The following is a 19,288-nucleotide window of genomic DNA, read 5'->3' as shown; positions in this document are numbered from 1 at the left end:
GTAGATGCATTTGCATATACAACGTCGACCGCAGGGGCCGGCCGGAACTCCGGAGGACACCATGACAGCGCACACCACGGGCCTGCACCACGTCACCGCCATTGCGGGTGATCCGCAGGCGAACATCGACTTCTACATCCGCGGTCTCGGCCTGCGGCTGGTCAAGAAGACCGTTAATTTCGATGACCCGTCCACGTACCACCTGTACTACGGCGACGACGCCGGCCGGCCGGGTTCGCTCATGACCTTCTTTCCGTGGGGCCAGGTGGCGCCGGGGCGGATCGGCTCAGGACAATCCACCACCACCGCGTTCTCCGTTCCTGAGGGGAGCCTGGGCTGGTGGCAGAACCACTTCCGTGCCCTCGGCGTGGACGCGTCCATCACGCGTGCGTCGGCGGATGAGGAGCGGCTCTCGCTGCGCGACCCCGACGGACTGCAGCTCGACCTCGTGGCCTCCTCCACAACGGATCCCCGCAACCCCTGGGATTCCTCGTTTGTCCCTGCCGAGCACGCGGTCCGGGGCCAGCACTCCTCCGTGCTCACGGTCGCCAATCCGGAGCACACCCTTCGGGTGCTCACGGAGGACCTCGGCCTGCGCATCACCGGAGAGACTTCCGGCCGCACCCGCCTTGAAGCGGGCGACGGCGGTGCAGGCAACATTGTTGACGTCGTCGCCGATCCTTCGGGTCCGTATGGCCTGGTGGCGGGAGGGACCGTGCACCACATTGCCTTCCGGGTGCCGGACAGGGCCACCCAGGAGCTGTGGCGCCAGGATCTCGTGGAGAGAGGATTCCATGTCACGGCCATCCTGGACCGTCAGTACTTCACCTCGATCTATTTCCGGGAACCGGGCGGCGTCCTGTTCGAGATTGCAACGGACACTCCGGGGTTCAATGTGGACGAGCCGCTGCTCGAACTCGGCCGGTCGTTGAAGCTGCCGCCATGGCTGGAACCGTCCCGTGAAGCGATTGAGGCGTCGGTCGCCAAAATTGACGTGCCGGAGGACAACAACGAGCTCGCTCCGCAGAATGATCAGCCGGTTGGAGGTATTGCCGGATGAGTGCACCCCGGTTTCCTGACTGGCCGCACCTGTACCGCGAGGGCGCCGCTGACCATCCCGTGCTGTTGATGCTGCACGGCACTGGCTCGAACGAGCAGGACATCGCGGCTCTGGCAGCGGAGCTGGACCCCGCCGCTGCGGTGCTGGCTCCGCGCGGCCGGGTGCCGGAGAGCGGCATGCTCCGCTGGTTCGCTCGCCGGGGTGAGGGAGTGTTCGACGTCGACGACGTCATCCTGCGTGCCGGTGAGCTGGCAGGTTTTGTTGCCGACGCACGGGAACATTACGGCCTCGGTGACCGGATGCTTATCGCCGTCGGATTTTCGAACGGTGCAAACATCGCGCTGGCAACGGCCATGCTGCACCCCGAAACCGTGGATAGGGTCATCTCCTTTTCGGGGATGTACCCGTTCGGTGATCGAGCGTTGGAGGGCACCCTGTCCGGGAGCAGATTCCTCGTGCTCAATGGACGGTCGGACCCGATGGCGCCGCTGCCCAGCGTCACCACCCTGGTGGCTGAGCTCCAACGCCGGGGCGCCGACGTCGGGCAGATTCTGCGCGACGGCGGTCACGGTGTCGACCGCTCCGACCTGGAAGCGGCGGTGGACTGGCTGAAGCGCCGTCCCTGACGGAAGATTTGCGCACCTCTGGTGGGTCCGGGCGACGTGGGCCCACCAGAGGTGCCCAAAATTGCAGGGTGAGACGAATATCCCTTGTGTGGTTGACGTCACAGGCGGCAGTGCTCTACTATCTAGTTATACGAATAACTAGCGGTCTCCAGTGAGCTACAGAAAACTGACAGTGCCGACAGAAGACCGACGAAAGGAGGAACGGTGAAAAAGCACTCTACGCCAACCATGTGGGAAGTCGCCGAGCGTGCGGGCGTCTCCCAGGCAACCGTTTCTCTGGTGCTCAACAAGGTGGACGGCGGCCGCGTGGCCGAGGCAACGAAGGCCCGGGTCATGGCGGCGGTCGATGAGCTCGGCTACCGCACCAACGCGTATGCGAAGTCGCTCCGCAGCGGCCAGTCAGGGATGATCGGTTTCATCTCTGATGAGGTTGCCAGTGCCCCCTTCGCCGGCAAGCTGCTCAAAGGCGCCCAGCTGTGCGCGTGGGAAGCCGGGAATGTCATCCTGGGCGTGGACACCTTCAATGAGAACGAGCTTGAAGCCGCCGCCATTGACATGATGCTTTCCTACCGTGTTGAAGGCGTGGTGTACGCCTCCATGTATCACCGGGTGATCGATGTCCCGGCCTCATTGCAGGAGCTGCCCGTCGTTGTCCTGAACGCCCAGGACAGGGCAGGCCTGGTGCCCAGCGTCTTTCCCGATGAGGAGCTCGGCGGATACTCAGCCACGCGGCACCTCATCGAGGCCGGGCACACGCGCATCGGCATGATCAACATCCAGCCTGCGGACAGCGACCTCCCCGCAGGAATCGGCCGGCTCGCCGGGTATGAGCGCGCCCTGAATGAGGCCGGGCTCGACGTCGACCAGCGGTTCATCCGTTACGGCACTGGAATCGTGGAAGACGGGCTGGAGCACACCCGCAACCTGATGGATCAGCGGAACCGTCCGACGGCCATTTTCTGCGGCAATGACCGAACGGCCTGGGGTGCCTATCGCGCCCTGGAGGCGCTCGGAATGAGCGCTCCCCTCGATTGCTCCATCGTCGGTTTCGATAACCAGGACACCATTGCTCCCTATCTCAGCCCCGGCCTGACCACGGTCGAACTGCCATTCGAGCGAATGGCGCGCACGGCGGTCCAGCTGCTCCTCGACAAACGAGGCAGCGGGCCCAATCAATTTCCCATCGAATGCTCGCTGATTCCCCGTGAATCAGTGGCTAGTGCAAAGGTGCCAGCATGAGCACAGAATCATCAGTAAAGAGCCGTCCGCGGCGCCCAACCCGTTCATCCATCGACCTGCATACTCGCTTGCGTCTATTGGCGCGGTCATGGCAGTTATACGTATTACTACTACCAGCAGTGCTCTACATCCTGGTCTTCAAGTACTGGCCGATGTACGGGGCGCAAATCGCATTCCGCAACTACAACCCCTCAGACGGGTTTGCCGGCAGCCCGTGGGTGGGACTGGAGCATTTTGAACGCTTCGTAACCTCGTTCCAGTTCGAGCGGCTCCTCGTCAACACCCTTACCCTGAACGCGCTTGGCCTGCTGATCGCTTTTCCGGTGCCGATCATTCTGGCACTCATCGTGAATCAGCTGCAAAGCGAGCGGTTCAAGAAATTCACGCAGACGGTGCTTTATTCGCCGTCGTTCATCTCCGTCGTCGTGGTGGTGGGCATGATCCACCTCCTCTTCTCGCCGCGTTCGGGCATCGTGAACAACGCGATTGTCACCTTCGGCGGCGACCCCATTTTCTTCATGGGAGCGCCTGAATGGTTCCGCCCGCTCTACATCGGGTCGGACATCTGGCAGAACGCGGGCTTTTCGATGATTGTCTACCTTGCAGCACTCACCGCAATAGACCCCGCCCTGCACGAGGCGGCCCGTGTTGACGGTGCGAACAAGTGGCAGCGGATCCGGCATATAGACATCCCTGGAATCATGCCGGTGATCACCATCCTGTTCATCCTCGCAATCGGAAATCTCTTCAATCTGGGCTTCGAGAAGGTCCTGATCATGCAGACAGACCTCAACCTCCCCACCTCGGAGGTAATCCAGACCTACGTCTACAAGGCCGGATTGCAGCAAGCGCAATTCAGTTATTCGGCCGCCATCGGACTGTTCAATTCCCTTATCAATCTCGCCCTGCTGATGACCTTTAACTGGGTTGCCCGGCGCGCGGGCCAATCGAGCCTTTGGTGAAGAAGCGATGACCAACACATTCCCTATCGTCAAGACATCCCTGCCCGCAGAGACACCCGTCTCAACCCAGGGCGGCCCCCAGCAGCAGGCAAAGCGGGGAAGGAAACGCGACCGCTTCGCCGATCCGCTGTTCAACACCGTTGCCATCGGAACCCTGCTCCTGGCAATCCTCGTGATCATCTATCCGATGTACTTCATCGTGATCGCATCGTTCAGCGAACCGTCCGAAATCCTCAACGGCAACGTCTGGCTGTGGCCGGCCGGATTCACGATCGAGGGTTACACGCGGATCTTCTCGGACTCCACCATCCTCCAGGGGTTCGCCAATTCCATCCTCTACACGACGGTCGGAACGGCCATCAGCGTGGCGACGATTCTCTGCGCTGCGTACGCGCTCTCCCGGAAGGACCTGTACGGGCGAACCTTCTTCATGCTGCTCTTCATCATCACCATGTTCATTGATGGAGGGCTCATTGCCCGCTATCTGGTGGTGCGTGATTTGGGGATGCTCGACTCCATTTGGGCAGTCGTACTCCCCGGGGCGGTAGGGGTCTGGAACCTGATCATCGCCAGGGCATTCTTTGAGAACAACGTTCCCGGAGAACTGCGCGACGCCGCCCAGATGGACGGAGCAAGCGACTTCCGCTTCTTCTTCAGCGTTGTGCTGCCACTGTCAAAGCCCCTGATCTTCCTGATGATCATGATCCACCTCGTCGCGAACTGGAACGCTTTCTTCGACGCGTTGATCTTCCTCAACGACGAGAACAAGTACCCGCTGCAGCTGGTGCTGCGCAACGTCCTTATCCAGTCCGAAGTGACGGCCGCCGGCGGTGCCGGAGCGCTTGATTCATACGCCGCGGCGCAGCGGCTCGGCGAACTGATCAAGTACGGCATGATCGTCCTCTCCACGATCCCGCTGCTGATCGTCCTTCCCTTCATGCAAAAGCACTTCACCAAGGGCGCCCTCCTCGGCGCCGTCAAGAGCTAGACCACTTCCGAACACCGAATAGAAAAAAGGAAATCATCATGAGACACCGCCGTTTCTACCTGACAGCGTCCCTCGCCCTGGCCAGCAGCGCACTCCTCGCCGGATGCAGCGGAGGAGACACCGCAAGCGTCGAGGACAAATCAGCCGACTACGGATTCAACGCGGAAGGGCTGCCGATCGTCGACGAGACCCTGACGCTGACCTTCGGCGGCACCAAATCGGCGCTCGCCCCCGATTATTCCGGGATGGAACTCGTCATGCAGTGGGAGAAGGACACCAACGTAGCCATCACCTGGGAGAACCTTCCCGAGCAGGTGTACGCCGAGAAGAAGAACCTCATGCTCGCCAGCGAGGAACTTCCCGAAGTTCTTTACAACACGGGCCTGACGGATGCCGAAATTGTCCAGAACGGCAGCAACGGAACCCTCCTGCCGCTCGAAGACCTCATCGCGGAACACGCCCCCACGTTCTCGAAGATCCTCGAGGACCGGCCTGACATCCGGGCGGCGATCACCGCTTCTGACGGTCACATCTATTCCCTGCCCTCCATCGAAGAGCTCGGAATCCTGCAGTACCCGAATTTCCTCTACATCAATAAGGCCTGGCTGGACGCCCTGGACCTGCCCATGCCCAAAACGATCGACGAGTACCGCGAGGCGCTGGAAGCGTTCGCCACCCAGGACCCCAACGGCAACGGGGAGGCCGACGAAATCCCGTTGTCCTTCCGCACCGACTCCTTCTGCGCCAACCCGCATGACCTCATCGCCGCCCTGGGCGGGCAGCCCGAGAACAATGACCACCGCATTGTCCGGGACGGGAAAGTGGAATTCACTGCCAATACGGACGGCTACAAGGCCGGTGTGGAAGCTCTGGCCGGCTGGTATGCGGATGGCCTGATTGATCCCGAGTCCTTCTCCCAGGACGACGTCGCCTACCTGTCCAAAGGCAAGTCCACCACGCCTACCCTCGGGTCGTTCTTCTGGTGGGAGCTGAAGGAAATGGTCGGTGAGGATCGAGTCGACGACTATGAAATGGTCGGCATCCTCGAAGGCGTCAACGGGGAAAAACTGGCCAGCGTTGCCAATAACCAGGAGATAAGCCGCGGTGCAATGGCGATCACCCGCGCCAACGAGTACCCGGCAGCAACCATGCGGTGGGCTGACCGGCTTTACGATCCGGTGATGTCCGCCCAGGCAAGCTGGGGGCCGATCGGTGTAACCCTGGAGGAGGACGAGAACGGCGTCCTCGTGCAGATTCCGGCGAAGGCCGGCGAATCGGAAGGCGAGCGCCGCCAGCAGGTGGCACCGGGCGGTCCGAAGATCACCACCGCGGAACATTTCGAAACCGTCGTCGCACCCGAGCCCCGGGCCAAGGAGCGTCAGGATCTCGTCACCGAGTTCCACGCCCCCTTCAAGGCGAATGAGGCCTACCCGCCCGTCCTGCTCTCCAACGAGGAACTGGAACAGGTTTCCTTTGCCGTCACCGACATCAACTCGGTAGTCAAGGAAAAGTTCGCCTCCTGGATCACGAACGGGACCGTAGCCCAGGAGTGGGACGGCTACGTGTCACAGCTTCAGACCATGGGCGTTGATGATGTGACCGCCACCTACCAGCAGGCCTACGACCGCTTCCAGCAAGGCGGAAAGTAACCCAACCAGGTCCGGTGCAGGCGAGTGATCCTGCACCGGACCGCCCATGCCCGCCCAATCACCCGCTTGCCTTACCTCGATGAGCCCAGGAGTTTTTGTGACTACCGCCCGACCTGACACCAACGTGGCACTCAGGCCGACGCCTACCGCTGTGCGTCCCGCTGCCCATTTCACTGCCGCTGAGTCCTGGCTCAATGATCCGAATGGTCTGCTCTATCACGACGGCGTTTATCACCTGTTCTTCCAGACGAACCCGCACGGCGATACGTGGGGCAACATCTCGTGGGGGCATGCCGTCTCAACCGACCTCGTGACCTGGGACGAGAAGGCCATCGCCATCCCGTGTACCCCCGAGGAGATGGCGTTCTCGGGCAGTGCGGTTGCCGATGTGCGCAATACGGCAGGCTTCGCGGGCCCCGGGCAGACCGCCCTTGTCGCGATCTATACGAGTGCCCGAACCGGCGAAGGGAGCCGGCCTCCGTCCCAGTCGCAGTCCCTGGCCTTCAGCCTGGACGGCGGATCCACGTGGACCCGTTACGCCGGCAACCCCGTGCTGGACATCGGATCGAGCGAGTTCCGGGACCCCAAGGTGTTCTGGTACGGAGGCGACGACGGATATTGGGTCATGGTTGTCGTGGAAGCGGTCGAGCGACGCGTTGCCATCTACACCTCACCGGATCTGATGGCCTGGACCCGTCGGTCCTCCTTCGGTCCCGCCCACGCGGTGGGCGGAGTCTGGGAATGTCCGGACCTGTTCCCGCTCCGCATCCGGGGTACCGATGAAACCCGGTGGGTGCTCATTGTGAGCCTCAATCCGGGAGCCATCGCCGGTGGCTCGGGAACCCAGTACTTCGTCGGCGATTTCGATGGAAACACCTTCACCGCCGAAAGCATCGTGGCCTCAGACCGGCTCGAGGATTTCGACTGGCTCGATTATGGACGGGACTACTACGCAGCGGTCTCCTTCAACGATGCCCCCGATGGGCGCCGACTCATGATCGGGTGGGCGAGCAACTGGCAGTATGCAGACCTCACCCCTACGAGCCCCTGGCGGTCCGCCATGTCGCTGGTACGCGAAGTGGAGCTCGACCGGTGTGCTGACGGGAGACTCCGCCTGACGCAGCGTCCGGTCCTGCCCGGGGAAACTGCCGGCATCGAAGTCTTCGAGGTGACCGTTCCGTGCACGGACGGCGAGCGGACATCCCTGATCCTGAGCTCCGGCACGGGAAATGATGAGGAACTGGTCATCAACGTTGACGGGAGCGCCCGCAGCATCACCTGTGACAGAACCCGAAGCGGCGAGGTCAGCTTTTCTGCCGACTTCCCCTCCGTCGACTGGGCGCCGCTGCCGGCGGGTACGGGTGACGAGGTTGACCTGCTCATCGTGGCCGACTCCACCATTGTGGAGATCTACGCCGCGGGAGGACTTGTCACCTTCACCGAGCAGGTTTTCCCCTCCGAGCCGCTCATTGACCTGCGTATTGAACGGGGAATCGGCGACAGGTGACGGCGGGGTGGCGGCCGCCGACTGGCTCCGCCGTCCTTGAACTATCGCGCAGCTCTGGTGGGTTCGCGGGGCATAAACCCGCCAGAGCTGCGCGAAAGTTCCGCTAGACCTCCAGGGTCACCGGCCGCTGCAGGCCGTTCACCTCGGTGGTGGGCCAGCGCTCGTCCACGCTCAACACGCGCACCCCATCGGCGGTCAACAGCACCGTGTCTTCGATCTTGACGCCGGGTCCTGACGGGTTCCAGGTGAACGCCTGGTTCAGGACCACTTCGTCATCGGTCGACGCCGTCACACGCGGGTCCCTGCCGGCGTAGCCGGCGGGTCCGCCCTGGTGGTGCAGCCGCCACTGATCGGGCCCGAATCCATGGGCATCATACGAACTGCGGATAACGTCGAAGATCCCATCCAGCCGTGCACCGGGGACCGTGGCTGCGAAAATGTCCGCTTCCACGGCGGCGATCCGAGCCTCGGCATCACGCTCGCCCGCCGTCGATCCATCAAACCGCACCCAGCGCGTCACATTGGCAACCATGCCGTTGCGGCGGGCGCACACCACGGCCATCGCCCGCCGCCCCAGGGGCGACGACGTCGGCAGCGGATGCCGGAACGCGGAGCGCTCCCGGCCGTTGCAGAGCAGGACCAGCGGCTCCGCACCCATGGCGATGACACGCGCGCCCAGCTCGGCCGCCACCTGCCGTTCGGGGGTGTGCGGCCGGGCAGCCGAGAGCACATCGGTGAGGGCCTCGGCCACCTCACGGTTGAGATCCTCATAGAGCGCAGCCTCAACCGGAAGAAGCGACTGCCGCGCCGCACGAAGCTCCCGCTTCACCTCCGCCTCATCCAACGGCGTGGAGGAGGAGAGCCGGCGCACCACCTCATGCATCGATCCGTGCCAGGGCACAGGATGCACGACGACGTCGGCAGGCAGCTCCTCGCGGATCAGCCGGTCCGCTTCATTGTTGAAAGTGACCAGATGGTCCCGTTCCCGGTCAACCAGCAGTACAGCCACCGGGTCGCCGGCGAGGCTGATGTGGAGTCGGCTTCCGCCCAGATACCAGGTCATCGCCGTGTTGCTGGTGAGCAGCAGAAAATCCCGGCCGGTGCGGTCGAGGATGTCCAGGAGGCGCCTGCGCTTGACGGCGCGCTCGCCGGCGAGGTCCGCGTCGGACCCGGTGAGCGGGTCCAGGACGCGGGCGGGGATGGTGGTCATGGGTGCCTTTCTTCGGCCGCGAGGGTGCGGACGGCGTCGGGAGTCAGGGTGCCGTCGGCAACAAGGACGGTGACGGAGCGGGCCACGGGAGCCTCGCGGGTGGTGAGGACCGGGCGGTCCCAGGCGAGGGCAAGCCCCACCCCCGGGTAGCCTTCGGCCCGCACAAACCACGGGTCAGCCGCGTTGTCATTGGGCAGGAACAGAAGCGTTGCCGGGCTGCTGCGGAAGGTGCCCTGCCAGCAGAGCCAGTCCGAGACCGTGCCGTGCACGCCCGCTTCACCGGAGGCATCCGCCGTCGTAATTGTGGGGTTTTCGCAGGCGGGGAGGCGCCAGAAGAAACCGCCGTAGCCGCCGCCAACGCGTCCGTTCGAGCCGGGGCTGCCGAGTGAAACGGGGCTGTCACCGGCAGGGGTCAGCGCAAAATCGAGCGTGAGGGCCCAGATGCTGTCAGTCACTCCGCGCCAGCTTATGCGGCGGGCTTCGTGCAGCAGCGTGGTTCCGTCGGGTCCGCTCCACCGCAGCGTCTCCTCAAGGAAGTTTCCGTGCTGCGTGAGTGCGGTGCGGGAGATCCGACCGTGGTCGGGGCGCCAGATGTAACCCTGCTCCTCGCGGCGGTAGGTGCGGCCGCCCCAGAAGTTCACGCCGTCGACGTCCTGCAGGGCAACACCGGCACCCAGGTGCCAGACGTGGTCCGCGCCGAAGTGGTCGGTGACCGCCACACCGGCGCGCGTCCGGAGTGGATGCAGGTAGGGGCGCGGTGAAAGGTAGGGGGAGACGGCGGTGCCGTCCCGGTAGGAGCCGACTTCCCGGCCGTCCAGTACCAGCGGCACGGATGACGACGGCGCCGGCCGCGCCCAGCCCGGGTCCAGTTCGGCGAAGGTCGCCTGTGCCAGGCAGGCCCGCTGCAGGAGGTCCTCGATGCCGTGCACTACGGGGCGCGCATCTTCACCTGTCCCCTCCCAGGTCACATGTTCCGCAGCGATGGGGTGCGGCGGCGGAGCCAGCCGGACGGCGTCGAGAACCCGCATGAACGCTCCCGAGGAGGCGAGCGGGCTGAGCAGGGGAGTACCTGATGCCCGGTGTGCGAGCAGATTTTCCAGCAGGTCGGCGCGTCCGAAGTGCTCGGTGACGGTGCCCTCTGCCGTGGTGACGGCCAGTTCGTCCTCGGTGTAATAGAGCACGGCGGTCCCCTGCGTGCCGTGAAGCGTGACGCTGGGGCGCGTCTGCTCCGCGGCACACAGGGTGAGCGCGAGGGTGACCACCGCACCGGATGTTGTACGCACCCGGATCGTGGAGGTGTCATCACACTCGATGTCGTGCGCCCGGTACAGGTCCGTCTCGACGGTAGCCACGTCGGAGGCCTTGCGCGCACCGGCCACGCGCAGGGCGGTCGCAACCGCATGGGCGAGTGGGTTGGTGGCCACGCCGTCGACCACGTCCACCCCATCCAGCGTTCGCTTTCCTGCCCACCGGGAGCGCGCGAAGTAGCCCCGGGTCCGCACCCAGGCCCCGGACGCGCTGACTCCCCGGACCGAGCCCAGCGTTCCCGATGCCACGAGATCGTCGAGCCGGTCCAGCGCCGCCGAGCCCAGGCTTTGAAACCCGGTCTGCACGGCAACGCCGGCTTTGTCCGCAGCGGCGAGGAGCAGTTCGTACTGCTCCATCGACGCCACCGGAGGTTTCTCGACGTACACATCCGCGCCGGCCGCGATCGCCGCATGGGCGAGCGGGGCGTGGGCCTGGATGGGGGCGGCAATGACGACGACGTCGGGCGCCACCCCCGCCGCGAGAAGACCCTCGAGATCTGCGAACACGCCGACCCCGTCACCCAGCGTCCCGTCTCCGGGCGGACGGGGGTCCGCTACGGCAACCAGCCGTGCAGCGCCGCTTTCCTCCAACCGGCGAAGGTTGTCGAGGTGCCGGGCACCGTAGCCGTGGACGCCCACCAGGGCTACACGTGGAGCGCCAACCGGGTCCTGAGGGCCCGCGTTATCGGCCGGCTGTTCCAGGGCGTCGTGGAGGGTGGGTGCGGGGTCAAGCATGATCGTAGGTTCCGTTCCGGGATGATCAGCCTGCGCTGATCATGCCTTCGATTTCGGCGGTCATCTGTTCAGTGGCCTGCTCGGGGGTGAGCTTGTCGAAGAGGACCTCGGAGACGTAGCGCTTGACCATGTCCTGGACTCCGCCGGCTCCAACGGGGGAGGGCAGCGGCGGCTCTGCCATGTCGGGACGGATTTCGTCGAGGAAGTCCACCACTGTCTGGTCGTTCTCGTCGAGTTCCGGCGCAATGGCGGCGGCCATGTCGGGGTTGGCCGGCACACCGCGGTCCACCAGCATCTTCTTGGCCGCTGCCGGATCGTTGGCCAGGAAGTTCACGAATTTCGCTGCTGCCTGCTGGTCATCCGACTGGCTGGAGATGGACCAGTACATGGATGCCTTGTAGTACATGCCGTTCTCGCTGGCCGACCCGCTGTCCGACGGGACGCGGAGCATGGTCACGTCACTGCCGCTGGCGGTGCGGAGAGCCGACAGTTGGTTGGACCAGTACCAGCCCATTGCTGCTCGGTTGGTGGCGAAGCCGCCGGCTTCGAAGGAGCCTGACATTTCCTCGGTGTACCGGGCGGCGCTGGGTCCGCCGCCGTCGCGCACCTCCAGGAGGTGTTCAAACCATGCCGTGGCGTTCTCCGGCGAGTAGCCCACGGTGCCCGGCTCGTCGTCGTTATAAAGGTTCTCGCCGTGCTGGCGGAGCCAGATCCGCAGATCGACGTCCTGGGCGCCGTAATCGGTGCCGACGATGTCGCCGCCCAGCTTTTCACTCAGCTCAGCGGAAATGCGGTAATAGTCATCCCAGGTCCAGGTGGTGTCATCCGGGAGTTCCATGCCGGCCTGCTCGAAGAGGTCCCTGTTGGCCATCAGCACGTAGGCGTTCTGCCCGGTGCTCAGGCCGTACAGTCCGTCCTCGTACTGCCCTAGAGCCAGGGATGCCTCATCGAATTTGGAGGTGTCCAGTCCTTCCAGGGTGCTGAGGTCAGCAAGCGCGCCGCGCCCGGCGTATTCCTGGAGGTACTTCTCATCCATGGTGATGACGTCTGGGGCGTCGCGGCCGGCAGTGGTGGTTGCGAGCTTGTCCCAGTAGCCGCCGAAGTCGGAGTACTCACCTTCGATGGTGATGTCCTCGTTCTCGGCCTCGAACAGGTCGATTATTTCCTGGTTCGCCACGTGGCGGGGGTCGGAGCCCCACCACGAGAACCGCAGGTTGCCGTCACCGGAGGCGGCGCTGTCACCGCCGCCTCCGCCGCAGGCGCCCAGTGACACGGTGAGGACGACGGCGGCTGCCGCAGCCGTCAGCGTTCGTGTTGTGCGAGAGAACTTCTTCATTGAAAACTGCTTCCTGTCTTATTGATAGGTTTCTGTCGGTTGTGTTCCGGCCTGGATCAGGCAGCACCGATCAGGGCTTCGATTTCCGTGGTCATCTGTTCGGCCGCCTGGGCGGGTGTGAGGTTGCCGAAGAGGACCTCGGAGTCGTACCGCAGGATGATGTCCTGTACTCCGCCGCCTCCGGCAGGTGAAGGCGAGGGGCTGAGCGCTACGTTGGGTTCGATCTCTTCGAGGAAGTCGACGACCGACTGGGCGGCTTCATCGAGTTCGGGACGCACAGCGGCGGCCATGTCCGGGTTAACCGGAACGCCCCGGTCGACCAGCATCTTCTTGGCGGCCTCTTCGTTGTTGGCCAGGTAGTTCACGAAGTCAGCGGCGGCATCCTTGTTCTCGGACTGGCTGGAGATGGACCAGTACATGGAGGCCTTGTAGTACATGCCGTTATCGGCTTCGTTGCCGGTGTGTGACGGTGCGCGGAGCATCCGGACGTCGCTGTCGGTCGACGTGCGGAGGAGCCCCAACTGGTTGGACCAGTACCAGCTCATCGCGGTCTTGTTGGTGGGGAAGCTCTGGCCCTCAAAGGTGCCGGCCTGTGCTTCCGTCCACTCCGACGGCGTAGCGCCGCCGGCCTCGTCGCGGACCTTCAGGAGGTGTTCGAAGAACGCTTCGGCGGTTTCGGGCGTGTAGCCCACGCCGTCGCTGGTGTCGTTGTACAGCGACTCTCCGTGCTGGCGCAGCCATACCCGCAGGCTGCCGTCGGGGGAGTTGCCATAGTCGGAGCCGCTGACGCCGTCGAGGTTCTCCGAAATCTCCTTGGAGATCCGGTAGTAGTCGTCCCAGGTCCACGTGGTGTCATCGGGAATCTCCACGCCGGCTTCCTCGAAGAGATCGGCGTTGATTACTACCGTGAGAGCGTTACGGCCGGTGCTCAGCCCGTAAAGACCATCTTCGAACTTGCCGAGATCAAGCGCGGCGTCGTCGAACTTGGAGAGGTCCAGGTTCTCCAACTCGGTGAGGTCAGCCAACGCGCCCCGCGAGGCATATTCCTGAAGGAACTTCTCATCCATGGTGATGACATCGGGCGCATCCCGTCCCGCTGTCATTGTCGCCAGTTTGTCCCAGTAACCGGAGAAATCGGAGAACTCCCCTTCGATGGTGATTCCTTCGTTGGCTGCCGTGTAGTCCTCGATGATCTCCTGGTTCACGGCATGCCGTGGGTCCGAGCCCCACCAGGACCACCGAAGGTTGGCCTCACCGGTGGACTGGCTTTCACCGCTTGCGCCGCCGCAGGCGGCCAGGGAGGCACCGAGAACGAGGGCCATGGAGGCCGCCGTGACGGCGCGGAGTGGGCGAGAGAACTTCCTCATTGAATTTCTTCTTTCCTGTTTGTGGACGGGTTTATTTGATGCCGGTGGTGGCGATGCCCTTGACCAGGTATTTCTGGCCGAAGAGGAAGACCAGGAAGACCGGGATGAGGGAGACGATGGACATGGCGAACATCGAGCCCCAGGAGGAGGTTGCGGTGCTGTCCACGAAGGAGCGCAGGGCAACGGGCACCGTGTACATTTCCGGGTCGGTCAGGTAGATCAGCTGGCTGAAGAAGTCGTTCCAGGTCCAGATGAAGGTGAAGATGGTGGTGGTGGCCAGGGCCGGCATCATCAGCGGGAGGATGATGCGGGTGAAGATCCGCACGTGGCCGCAGCCGTCGATCCGTGCTGCCTCGTCGAGTTCCTTGGGCAGTCCGCGGATGAACTGGACCATCAGGAAGACGAAGAACGCGTCGGTGGCCAGGAGTTTGGGGAGCACCAGCGGGATGAAGGTGTTCACCCAGCCGAGTTCGGAGAAGATGATGTACTGCGGGACGATGATCACGTGGATGGGCAGCATGATCGTCATGAGCATGATCGCGAACAGCAGGCTGCGGCGGCGGAACTTGAGCCGGGCGAAGGCGTAGGCGGCCATGGAGCAGGAGACCAGGTTGCCGATGATGGAGCCGATCACCACCACCATGGAGTTCATCATGTAGTGCCCGAACGGTGACTGGAGTGCGTTCCAGCCCTCGGTGTAGTTGCTGAACTCGAAGGTGGTGAGCCAGAGACCGGCTTCGCGGAAGATCAGGTCGTTGGGCCGCAGTGAACTGGCGAGCATCCACAGCAGCGGATACAGCATGATGATGCCGAACGCGGTGAGCAGGATGTGCTTGATCAGCCGCCGTGTCCGGCTCCCGCTCAGCTCGTCATCAGCGTCGCTGTGGACCGGGGGTGAATCCGGCGTCGTGGTCTCTGCCGGGGCAGCGGAGGTCTTTTTCTGGGGCGCGATATTAGTCGTCATAGAACACCCACCATTTCGAGGCGATGAAGTTGATGAAGGTAAAGGCGGCGATGATGAGCAGCAGCAACCAGGCCATGGCCGAGGCGTAGCCCATATTGAAGTTGCCGAAGCCCTGCTGGTAGAGGTACAGGGTGAAGAACATGGTCGAGTCCGCCGGACCGCCCGTTCCGCCGGAGACCACGAAGGCCTGGGTGAAGGACTGGAACGCTCCGATGATCTGCAGGACCAGGTTGAAGAAGATGATCGGGGTGAGCAGCGGGATGGTGATCGTGGCGAACTGCCGCACCTTCGAGGCGCCGTCCACGGACGCGGCCTCGTAATACATGGTGGGGATCTGGCGCAGGCCGGCAAGGAAGATCACCATCGGTGCGCCGAAGGTCCACACGTTCAGCACCATCAGGGTGCCCAGCGCGGTGGAAGGATCCGCGATCCAGCCCTTGCCCTCGATGCCAGCCAGGGCCAGGACCTGGTTGACCAGTCCGGAGGTTCCGAAGATCTGCCGCCACAGGACCGCGATGGCCACCGAACCGCCGAGCAGCGAGGGCAGGTAGTAGACCGAGCGGTAGAAGCTCAGGCCGCGCATGCCCCGGTCCAGGATCAGCGCCAGCGCCAGGGCTGCGATGAGCTGGAGCGGTACCGAGACGAACACGTACAGGAAGGTCACCTGCAGCGAGTTCTGCAGCCGGGTGTCCTCGAGCATCCGCGTGTAGTTGTCCAGTCCGGTCCACTCAGGCGGCTGGAGCAGGTTGTAGTCGGTGAAGGAAAGATACAGCGACGCGGCCATCGGACCGATCGTGATCAGAACCAGCCCGACCAGCCACGGCGCGAGGAACAGGTACCCGACCCGCTCTTCCTTCTTCTCCGCGGCGGTCAGCTTCCGCTTCTTCGCCTGCGGCTCCTTCTTGAGCCGCGACATCTCACTCAAAGCTGACATTGCCGGTCCTTTCCGCGATCGCGAAGACGCGCGCCGGGCGTCGTCGCCAGTGCGTCGTTGGGAAGCTTCATGGGAAACCTTCTGTCCGGTTGGTGGCTTTTATATTCGCGAGAAAACGCTTTCTCAGATTGCATCCGACCCTAGTGTGTCATCCGCCACACGTCAAGGAAAACGTTTTCTGAGGCGGTGGGAAGCGCCGATTCACCGTTGGATTCGGCGCCCTACAGCGACACTGTGAAGTATTCCAGCGTCTCCGCCAGCATGGCGGGGGTGACCACATGTCCGGTGTCGTACCAAGTGCCGGTGTACCGACTCGGCGTACCCGCGGCATCGTCACGGAGCCAGGTGTCGGCGTCGTGCATGCCTTCAGAGGAGAACAGCGGATCTCCGCCGGCGAACTGCACGAGGTACCGGCAGTCACGGTTGATGCGTGTGAGTTCCGGCCACTCGAAAGTGGAGGCGAGCCCCGGTGTCGCCAGCAGCCACGAGTGGGTGTCCAGGTGGGCGGGGAACAGGCCTTTGAGGGTGGTCATCATGCAGCAGACGACGGCGGCGCGCACCTTGGGTGCCAGGGCGGATAGGACGAGTGCCCTGCCGCCGCCTCCGGAGAACCCTCCGACTCCCACCCGGTTGCCGTCGACGTCCGGAAGCGCGCGCAGGATGTCCAGTGCGGCGAGATCCTCGAAGGCCACCATGCCGGCGTAACTTGTGCCGAGAAGACCGGCGGTCTTGGCCACCGTGTGCTCGTGCAGGGCCGCAGCCGTGTTGTATTCAAGGGCGGGCGTCGGCTTGACGCCTTCTTCCCGCCAGAGCGCTCGTTGCGCCGACAGGCCCTCGGCCACTCGCGCAGGCGGCGGGTCGAGGAGGAATCGGCGGCTGCCCCAACTGAAGGAGTCGTGGACCAGAACAGCAAAGCCGGCGCGCGCCAGATCGTTTGCGGCGGCATGTCCGGAGTAGAGGTTCTGCTGTAGCGCGGTCACCTCTTCGGAGGTCTCGGTGCCCGCATCGATCAAGCGTTCTGCGCCGAGCCACTTGTTGCCTCCGTGGCAGTGGAGCCACAGAACGCCCGGAAGGATCCCCTCCGCCTGTGTCGGTCTGAGCAGGAAGCCGCGGGTCGGCGGGCCGTACGGGAGTTGCCATTCCAAGTCCTGCAACTGGACACCGTCCACCGTGCGCGTTCTGCGGACGGTGACAGCGGGGGTCGGAATGGGTGCCGGCACGCCGAGAGCCTGGGCCAGCAGTCCGCTCGCGGTGTTGTGGCCCTTGGATCTACCCAGCCGGCGGACGGCCTCGGGCCAGTCCTCGAAGCCGGCGATGGGGCTGGGAGAGTGTGTCATCGTCGGTCCCGAGGCATCGGGCGAGGGGGTGCTGTCATGGCTGGTTCTCGAAGCCGGCGATCGGGCTGGGGAATGCCGTCATCGCTGGTCCGCCGGGAAGGAGTCAGGCCAATCCTCCGGGCGGATTCTGTCGATCCGGCGGACCTTACCGAGGGTGCTCCATTCGTTTCTGCCAAGCCTGGCGAGCGGTTTGAGGAGTTCTATCCGGGGGTGGTCGCCGTCGAGCATGTCTTCGGCGACGGCGGCATGCACCACCTCGCCCAGTACCAGGGTGCAATTGCCCACGGGGATCAGGCTGTGCAGGCGGCACTCCAGGGATACGGGTGATTCGCGGACCCGCGGCGGCGTGATGAACATGCTCTGTTCGCGGTGGAGGCCGGCGGCATCGAACTCGCTGACGTCGGGGCCAAACGCTGTGCCGGTCGCGTTGACCCGTTCGAAGAGGTCCTCGGGGGTGAAGTTCACGGTGAATTCGCCGCTTGCCCGGATATTTCGCAGGCTGTCCTTCTCGCCCACGGAGGTGAACTGGACGATCGGCGGGTCCGTTGACGCGACGGTATAGAACGAGTGCGGCGCCAGGTTGTCCACGCCGTCCACCGAGCGGGAGGTCACCCACGCGATGGGACGCGGGACCACCGTGGCGGTCAGCAGTTTGTAGAAGGCCGCGGCTGAATGGTGGTCCCGGTAGAAGTCCCTGCGCATGTATTGAGCCTAAGGCTACCGGTGGCTCCCCAGCAGTTCCTCGAGCCGCTCGTAGCTTTCGGTCAGTCCGCCTTCCATGCCCGATTGGGCCATGCCGTCCCTGGCCTCCTGCGTCGGGTAGACGGCGTGGCCAACCAGTTTGCATCGTCCGTCACCGAGGTCTTCGAACTGGAGAAACTCGAGGCTCACGACGTCTGGGTAGCCGTCGAACTCGAATGTCTGGATGGCGAAGTCGTTCTCTCTGACGGTATGGAAGACACCGCTGAATCCGTAGGAAATGCCGTCAGGTCCCGTGTGGATGTAGCGGTAGCTGCCGCCGGTGCGGAAATCGTAATGGTCAACCGTGGCGGTCATCCCGCGTGGGCCGAGCCATTGCGCGATTGCTTCCGGGTCACGGTGAGCCTCGAAAACTGCCTCGACCGGAAAATCGAACTCCCGCTCGAAGTCTATGAAGGGAGCGTCCTGGGGCACCGAGAGTTTCAGTGGGTTACTCATGATTGGTCCTTGGGTGTGGGGCCTTGCCTGGCCTGTGATTCGAGTAGAGCATCGAGTGCGCGGAACTGGCTTTCACGGGCGAGCCTGTATTGGTCAATCCACGCGGTCAGCGCCTCCAGCCTCGCAGGGTTCAGGTGTACCGGGCGGCGCTGCGCATCACGCGAGCGTGTCACCAGCTCAGCCTTTTCAAGAACCTGGATATGCCTGGAGATTGCTTGCTTGGTGATGTTGAAAGGAGCAGCCAATTCGTTGACAGTGGCCGGGCCACGGCTTAGCTGGGCAATGATGCTGCGGCGTGCCGGGTCTGCGAGGGCCATGAAGGCCAGATTGAGACGTTCGTCGCTACCATCCATTGTCAACCAAACCCTTTATCAACTAATCGGTTGATTACAATGTAGGCCTGCCGAGTCGCAGAGTCAACAGATTTTTTGCTCTGGCATTGAAGGGCAGGAATTGCGCCGCCACGCCGGGCGCGTAGGAAGCCGGGTGGTAGGAAGCCGGGCGCGCGCCGCAGGCCGGAGTGCACAGCGGACGGGCGTGCACAGGGACCGGGTGCACACAGCAGATCGGGCGCGCGCCGCGGGCCGGAGTGCACGCAGGAGACCGACCCTGACATTCCGCTGGCCAAACCCCGCTGCCTCTGTGGTGAGCCAAGCCCCGTTAGAAGGGCGGTGGTGGTTCGGGGAGGGTGGTGTACGTTCTCCCGCCCAATGACGTGACGTACGGGTCACCGCGCTCGTCTGTGCCGGCGGGCCAAATCCCTTCGGTTTTCATCATGTGGTGGAGTTTGCATTTGGGTCCGAGGTTTCCCAGGGCGGTGTGTCCGCCGTGGGCCCAGGGGGTGAGGTGGTCGATTTCGCAGGTCCAGGA

At 63.8% G+C, this 19,288-nt stretch carries 18 protein-coding genes; 7 read left to right on the top strand and 11 right to left on the bottom strand.

Annotated features, from left to right (window positions below; genetic code table 11):
* Positions 1–61: 61 nt before the first annotated feature.
* The 7 genes from BLS52_RS15615 (at position 62) to BLS52_RS15585 (ending at position 8,031) form a co-directional block, all read left to right on the top strand.
* Positions 62–1,060 (top strand): ring-cleaving dioxygenase, encoded by a 999-nt coding sequence (locus BLS52_RS15615; RefSeq protein ID WP_090587949.1) that lies wholly within the window; start codon positions 62–64, stop codon positions 1,058–1,060.
* Positions 1,057–1,686 (top strand): alpha/beta hydrolase, encoded by a 630-nt coding sequence (locus BLS52_RS15610; RefSeq protein ID WP_026545314.1) that lies wholly within the window; start codon positions 1,057–1,059, stop codon positions 1,684–1,686. The genes BLS52_RS15615 and BLS52_RS15610 overlap by 4 nt, the downstream gene beginning before the upstream one ends.
* A gap of 204 nt (positions 1,687–1,890) precedes the next feature.
* On the top strand, positions 1,891–2,925 hold the full coding sequence (locus BLS52_RS15605; protein WP_245702899.1) for a LacI family DNA-binding transcriptional regulator: 1,035 nt from the start codon (positions 1,891–1,893) through the stop codon (positions 2,923–2,925).
* Positions 2,922–3,887, top strand: a complete 966-nt coding sequence (locus tag BLS52_RS15600; RefSeq protein WP_090587946.1) for an ABC transporter permease — start codon at positions 2,922–2,924, stop codon at positions 3,885–3,887. The genes BLS52_RS15605 and BLS52_RS15600 overlap by 4 nt, the downstream gene beginning before the upstream one ends.
* Before the next feature lie 7 nt (positions 3,888–3,894).
* Positions 3,895–4,875, top strand: a complete 981-nt coding sequence (locus tag BLS52_RS15595; protein ID WP_026545317.1) for a carbohydrate ABC transporter permease — start codon at positions 3,895–3,897, stop codon at positions 4,873–4,875.
* Between the two features lie 38 nt (positions 4,876–4,913).
* Positions 4,914–6,524: an ABC transporter substrate-binding protein gene (locus BLS52_RS15590; RefSeq protein ID WP_090587944.1), complete on the top strand. Its 1,611-nt coding sequence runs from the start codon at positions 4,914–4,916 to the stop codon at positions 6,522–6,524.
* A gap of 97 nt (positions 6,525–6,621) precedes the next feature.
* Positions 6,622–8,031: a glycoside hydrolase family 32 protein gene (locus tag BLS52_RS15585; RefSeq protein WP_245702898.1), complete on the top strand. Its 1,410-nt coding sequence runs from the start codon at positions 6,622–6,624 to the stop codon at positions 8,029–8,031.
* Between the two features lie 103 nt (positions 8,032–8,134).
* Here BLS52_RS15585 and BLS52_RS15580 read toward each other — a convergent pair whose 3' ends face one another.
* From BLS52_RS15580 to BLS52_RS18700, 11 genes are all read right to left on the bottom strand, one after another.
* Entirely contained in the window at positions 8,135–9,241 is a 1,107-nt protein-coding gene (locus BLS52_RS15580; RefSeq protein WP_090587941.1) for a M24 family metallopeptidase, read from the bottom strand.
* Positions 9,238–11,283, bottom strand: a complete 2,046-nt coding sequence (locus BLS52_RS15575) for a DUF6807 family protein (protein ID WP_090587940.1) — start codon at positions 11,281–11,283, stop codon at positions 9,238–9,240. Before BLS52_RS15575 ends, BLS52_RS15580 begins: the two co-directional genes overlap by 4 nt.
* Positions 11,284–11,308: 25 nt before the next feature.
* Complete coding sequence (locus tag BLS52_RS15570) at positions 11,309–12,619, bottom strand: ABC transporter substrate-binding protein (RefSeq protein ID WP_026545345.1); 1,311 nt, start codon at positions 12,617–12,619, stop codon at positions 11,309–11,311.
* Positions 12,620–12,675: 56 nt separating this feature from the next.
* Positions 12,676–13,986 carry an ABC transporter substrate-binding protein gene (locus BLS52_RS15565; protein WP_026545344.1) on the bottom strand — a complete coding sequence of 437 codons (1,311 nt, stop codon included), beginning with the start codon at positions 13,984–13,986 and terminating at the stop codon, positions 12,676–12,678.
* A 31-nt stretch (positions 13,987–14,017) separates the two neighbouring features.
* Positions 14,018–14,950, bottom strand: coding sequence for a carbohydrate ABC transporter permease (locus BLS52_RS15560; protein ID WP_026545343.1), 933 nt, complete (start codon positions 14,948–14,950; stop codon positions 14,018–14,020).
* On the bottom strand, positions 14,940–15,884 hold the full coding sequence (locus BLS52_RS15555; RefSeq protein ID WP_090587938.1) for a carbohydrate ABC transporter permease: 945 nt from the start codon (positions 15,882–15,884) through the stop codon (positions 14,940–14,942). Before BLS52_RS15555 ends, BLS52_RS15560 begins: the two co-directional genes overlap by 11 nt.
* Positions 15,885–16,105: 221 nt before the next feature.
* A complete protein-coding gene (locus tag BLS52_RS15550) occupies positions 16,106–17,221 on the bottom strand; it encodes an acetylxylan esterase (RefSeq protein WP_090587937.1) in 1,116 nt (371 codons plus the stop codon).
* Positions 17,222–17,299: 78 nt separating this feature from the next.
* Entirely contained in the window at positions 17,300–17,923 is a 624-nt protein-coding gene (locus BLS52_RS15545) for a flavin reductase family protein (protein WP_090587935.1), read from the bottom strand.
* 15 nt (positions 17,924–17,938) lie between these two features.
* Positions 17,939–18,418 (bottom strand): SRPBCC family protein, encoded by a 480-nt coding sequence (locus tag BLS52_RS15540; protein WP_090587934.1) that lies wholly within the window; start codon positions 18,416–18,418, stop codon positions 17,939–17,941.
* Positions 18,415–18,771, bottom strand: coding sequence for an ArsR/SmtB family transcription factor (locus tag BLS52_RS15535; RefSeq protein WP_026545338.1), 357 nt, complete (start codon positions 18,769–18,771; stop codon positions 18,415–18,417). The genes BLS52_RS15540 and BLS52_RS15535 overlap by 4 nt, the downstream gene beginning before the upstream one ends.
* 307 nt (positions 18,772–19,078) lie before the next feature.
* Positions 19,079–19,288, bottom strand: a 210-nt coding sequence (locus BLS52_RS18700) for an HNH endonuclease signature motif containing protein (RefSeq protein ID WP_217636775.1), incomplete at its 5' end; no start/stop codon positions are given.

This window comes from Arthrobacter subterraneus (genome assembly GCF_900099735.1).
Classification (GTDB): Bacteria; Actinomycetota; Actinomycetes; order Actinomycetales; family Micrococcaceae; genus Arthrobacter_D; species Arthrobacter_D subterraneus.
This window is presented reverse-complemented; position numbering and strand designations above follow the sequence as displayed.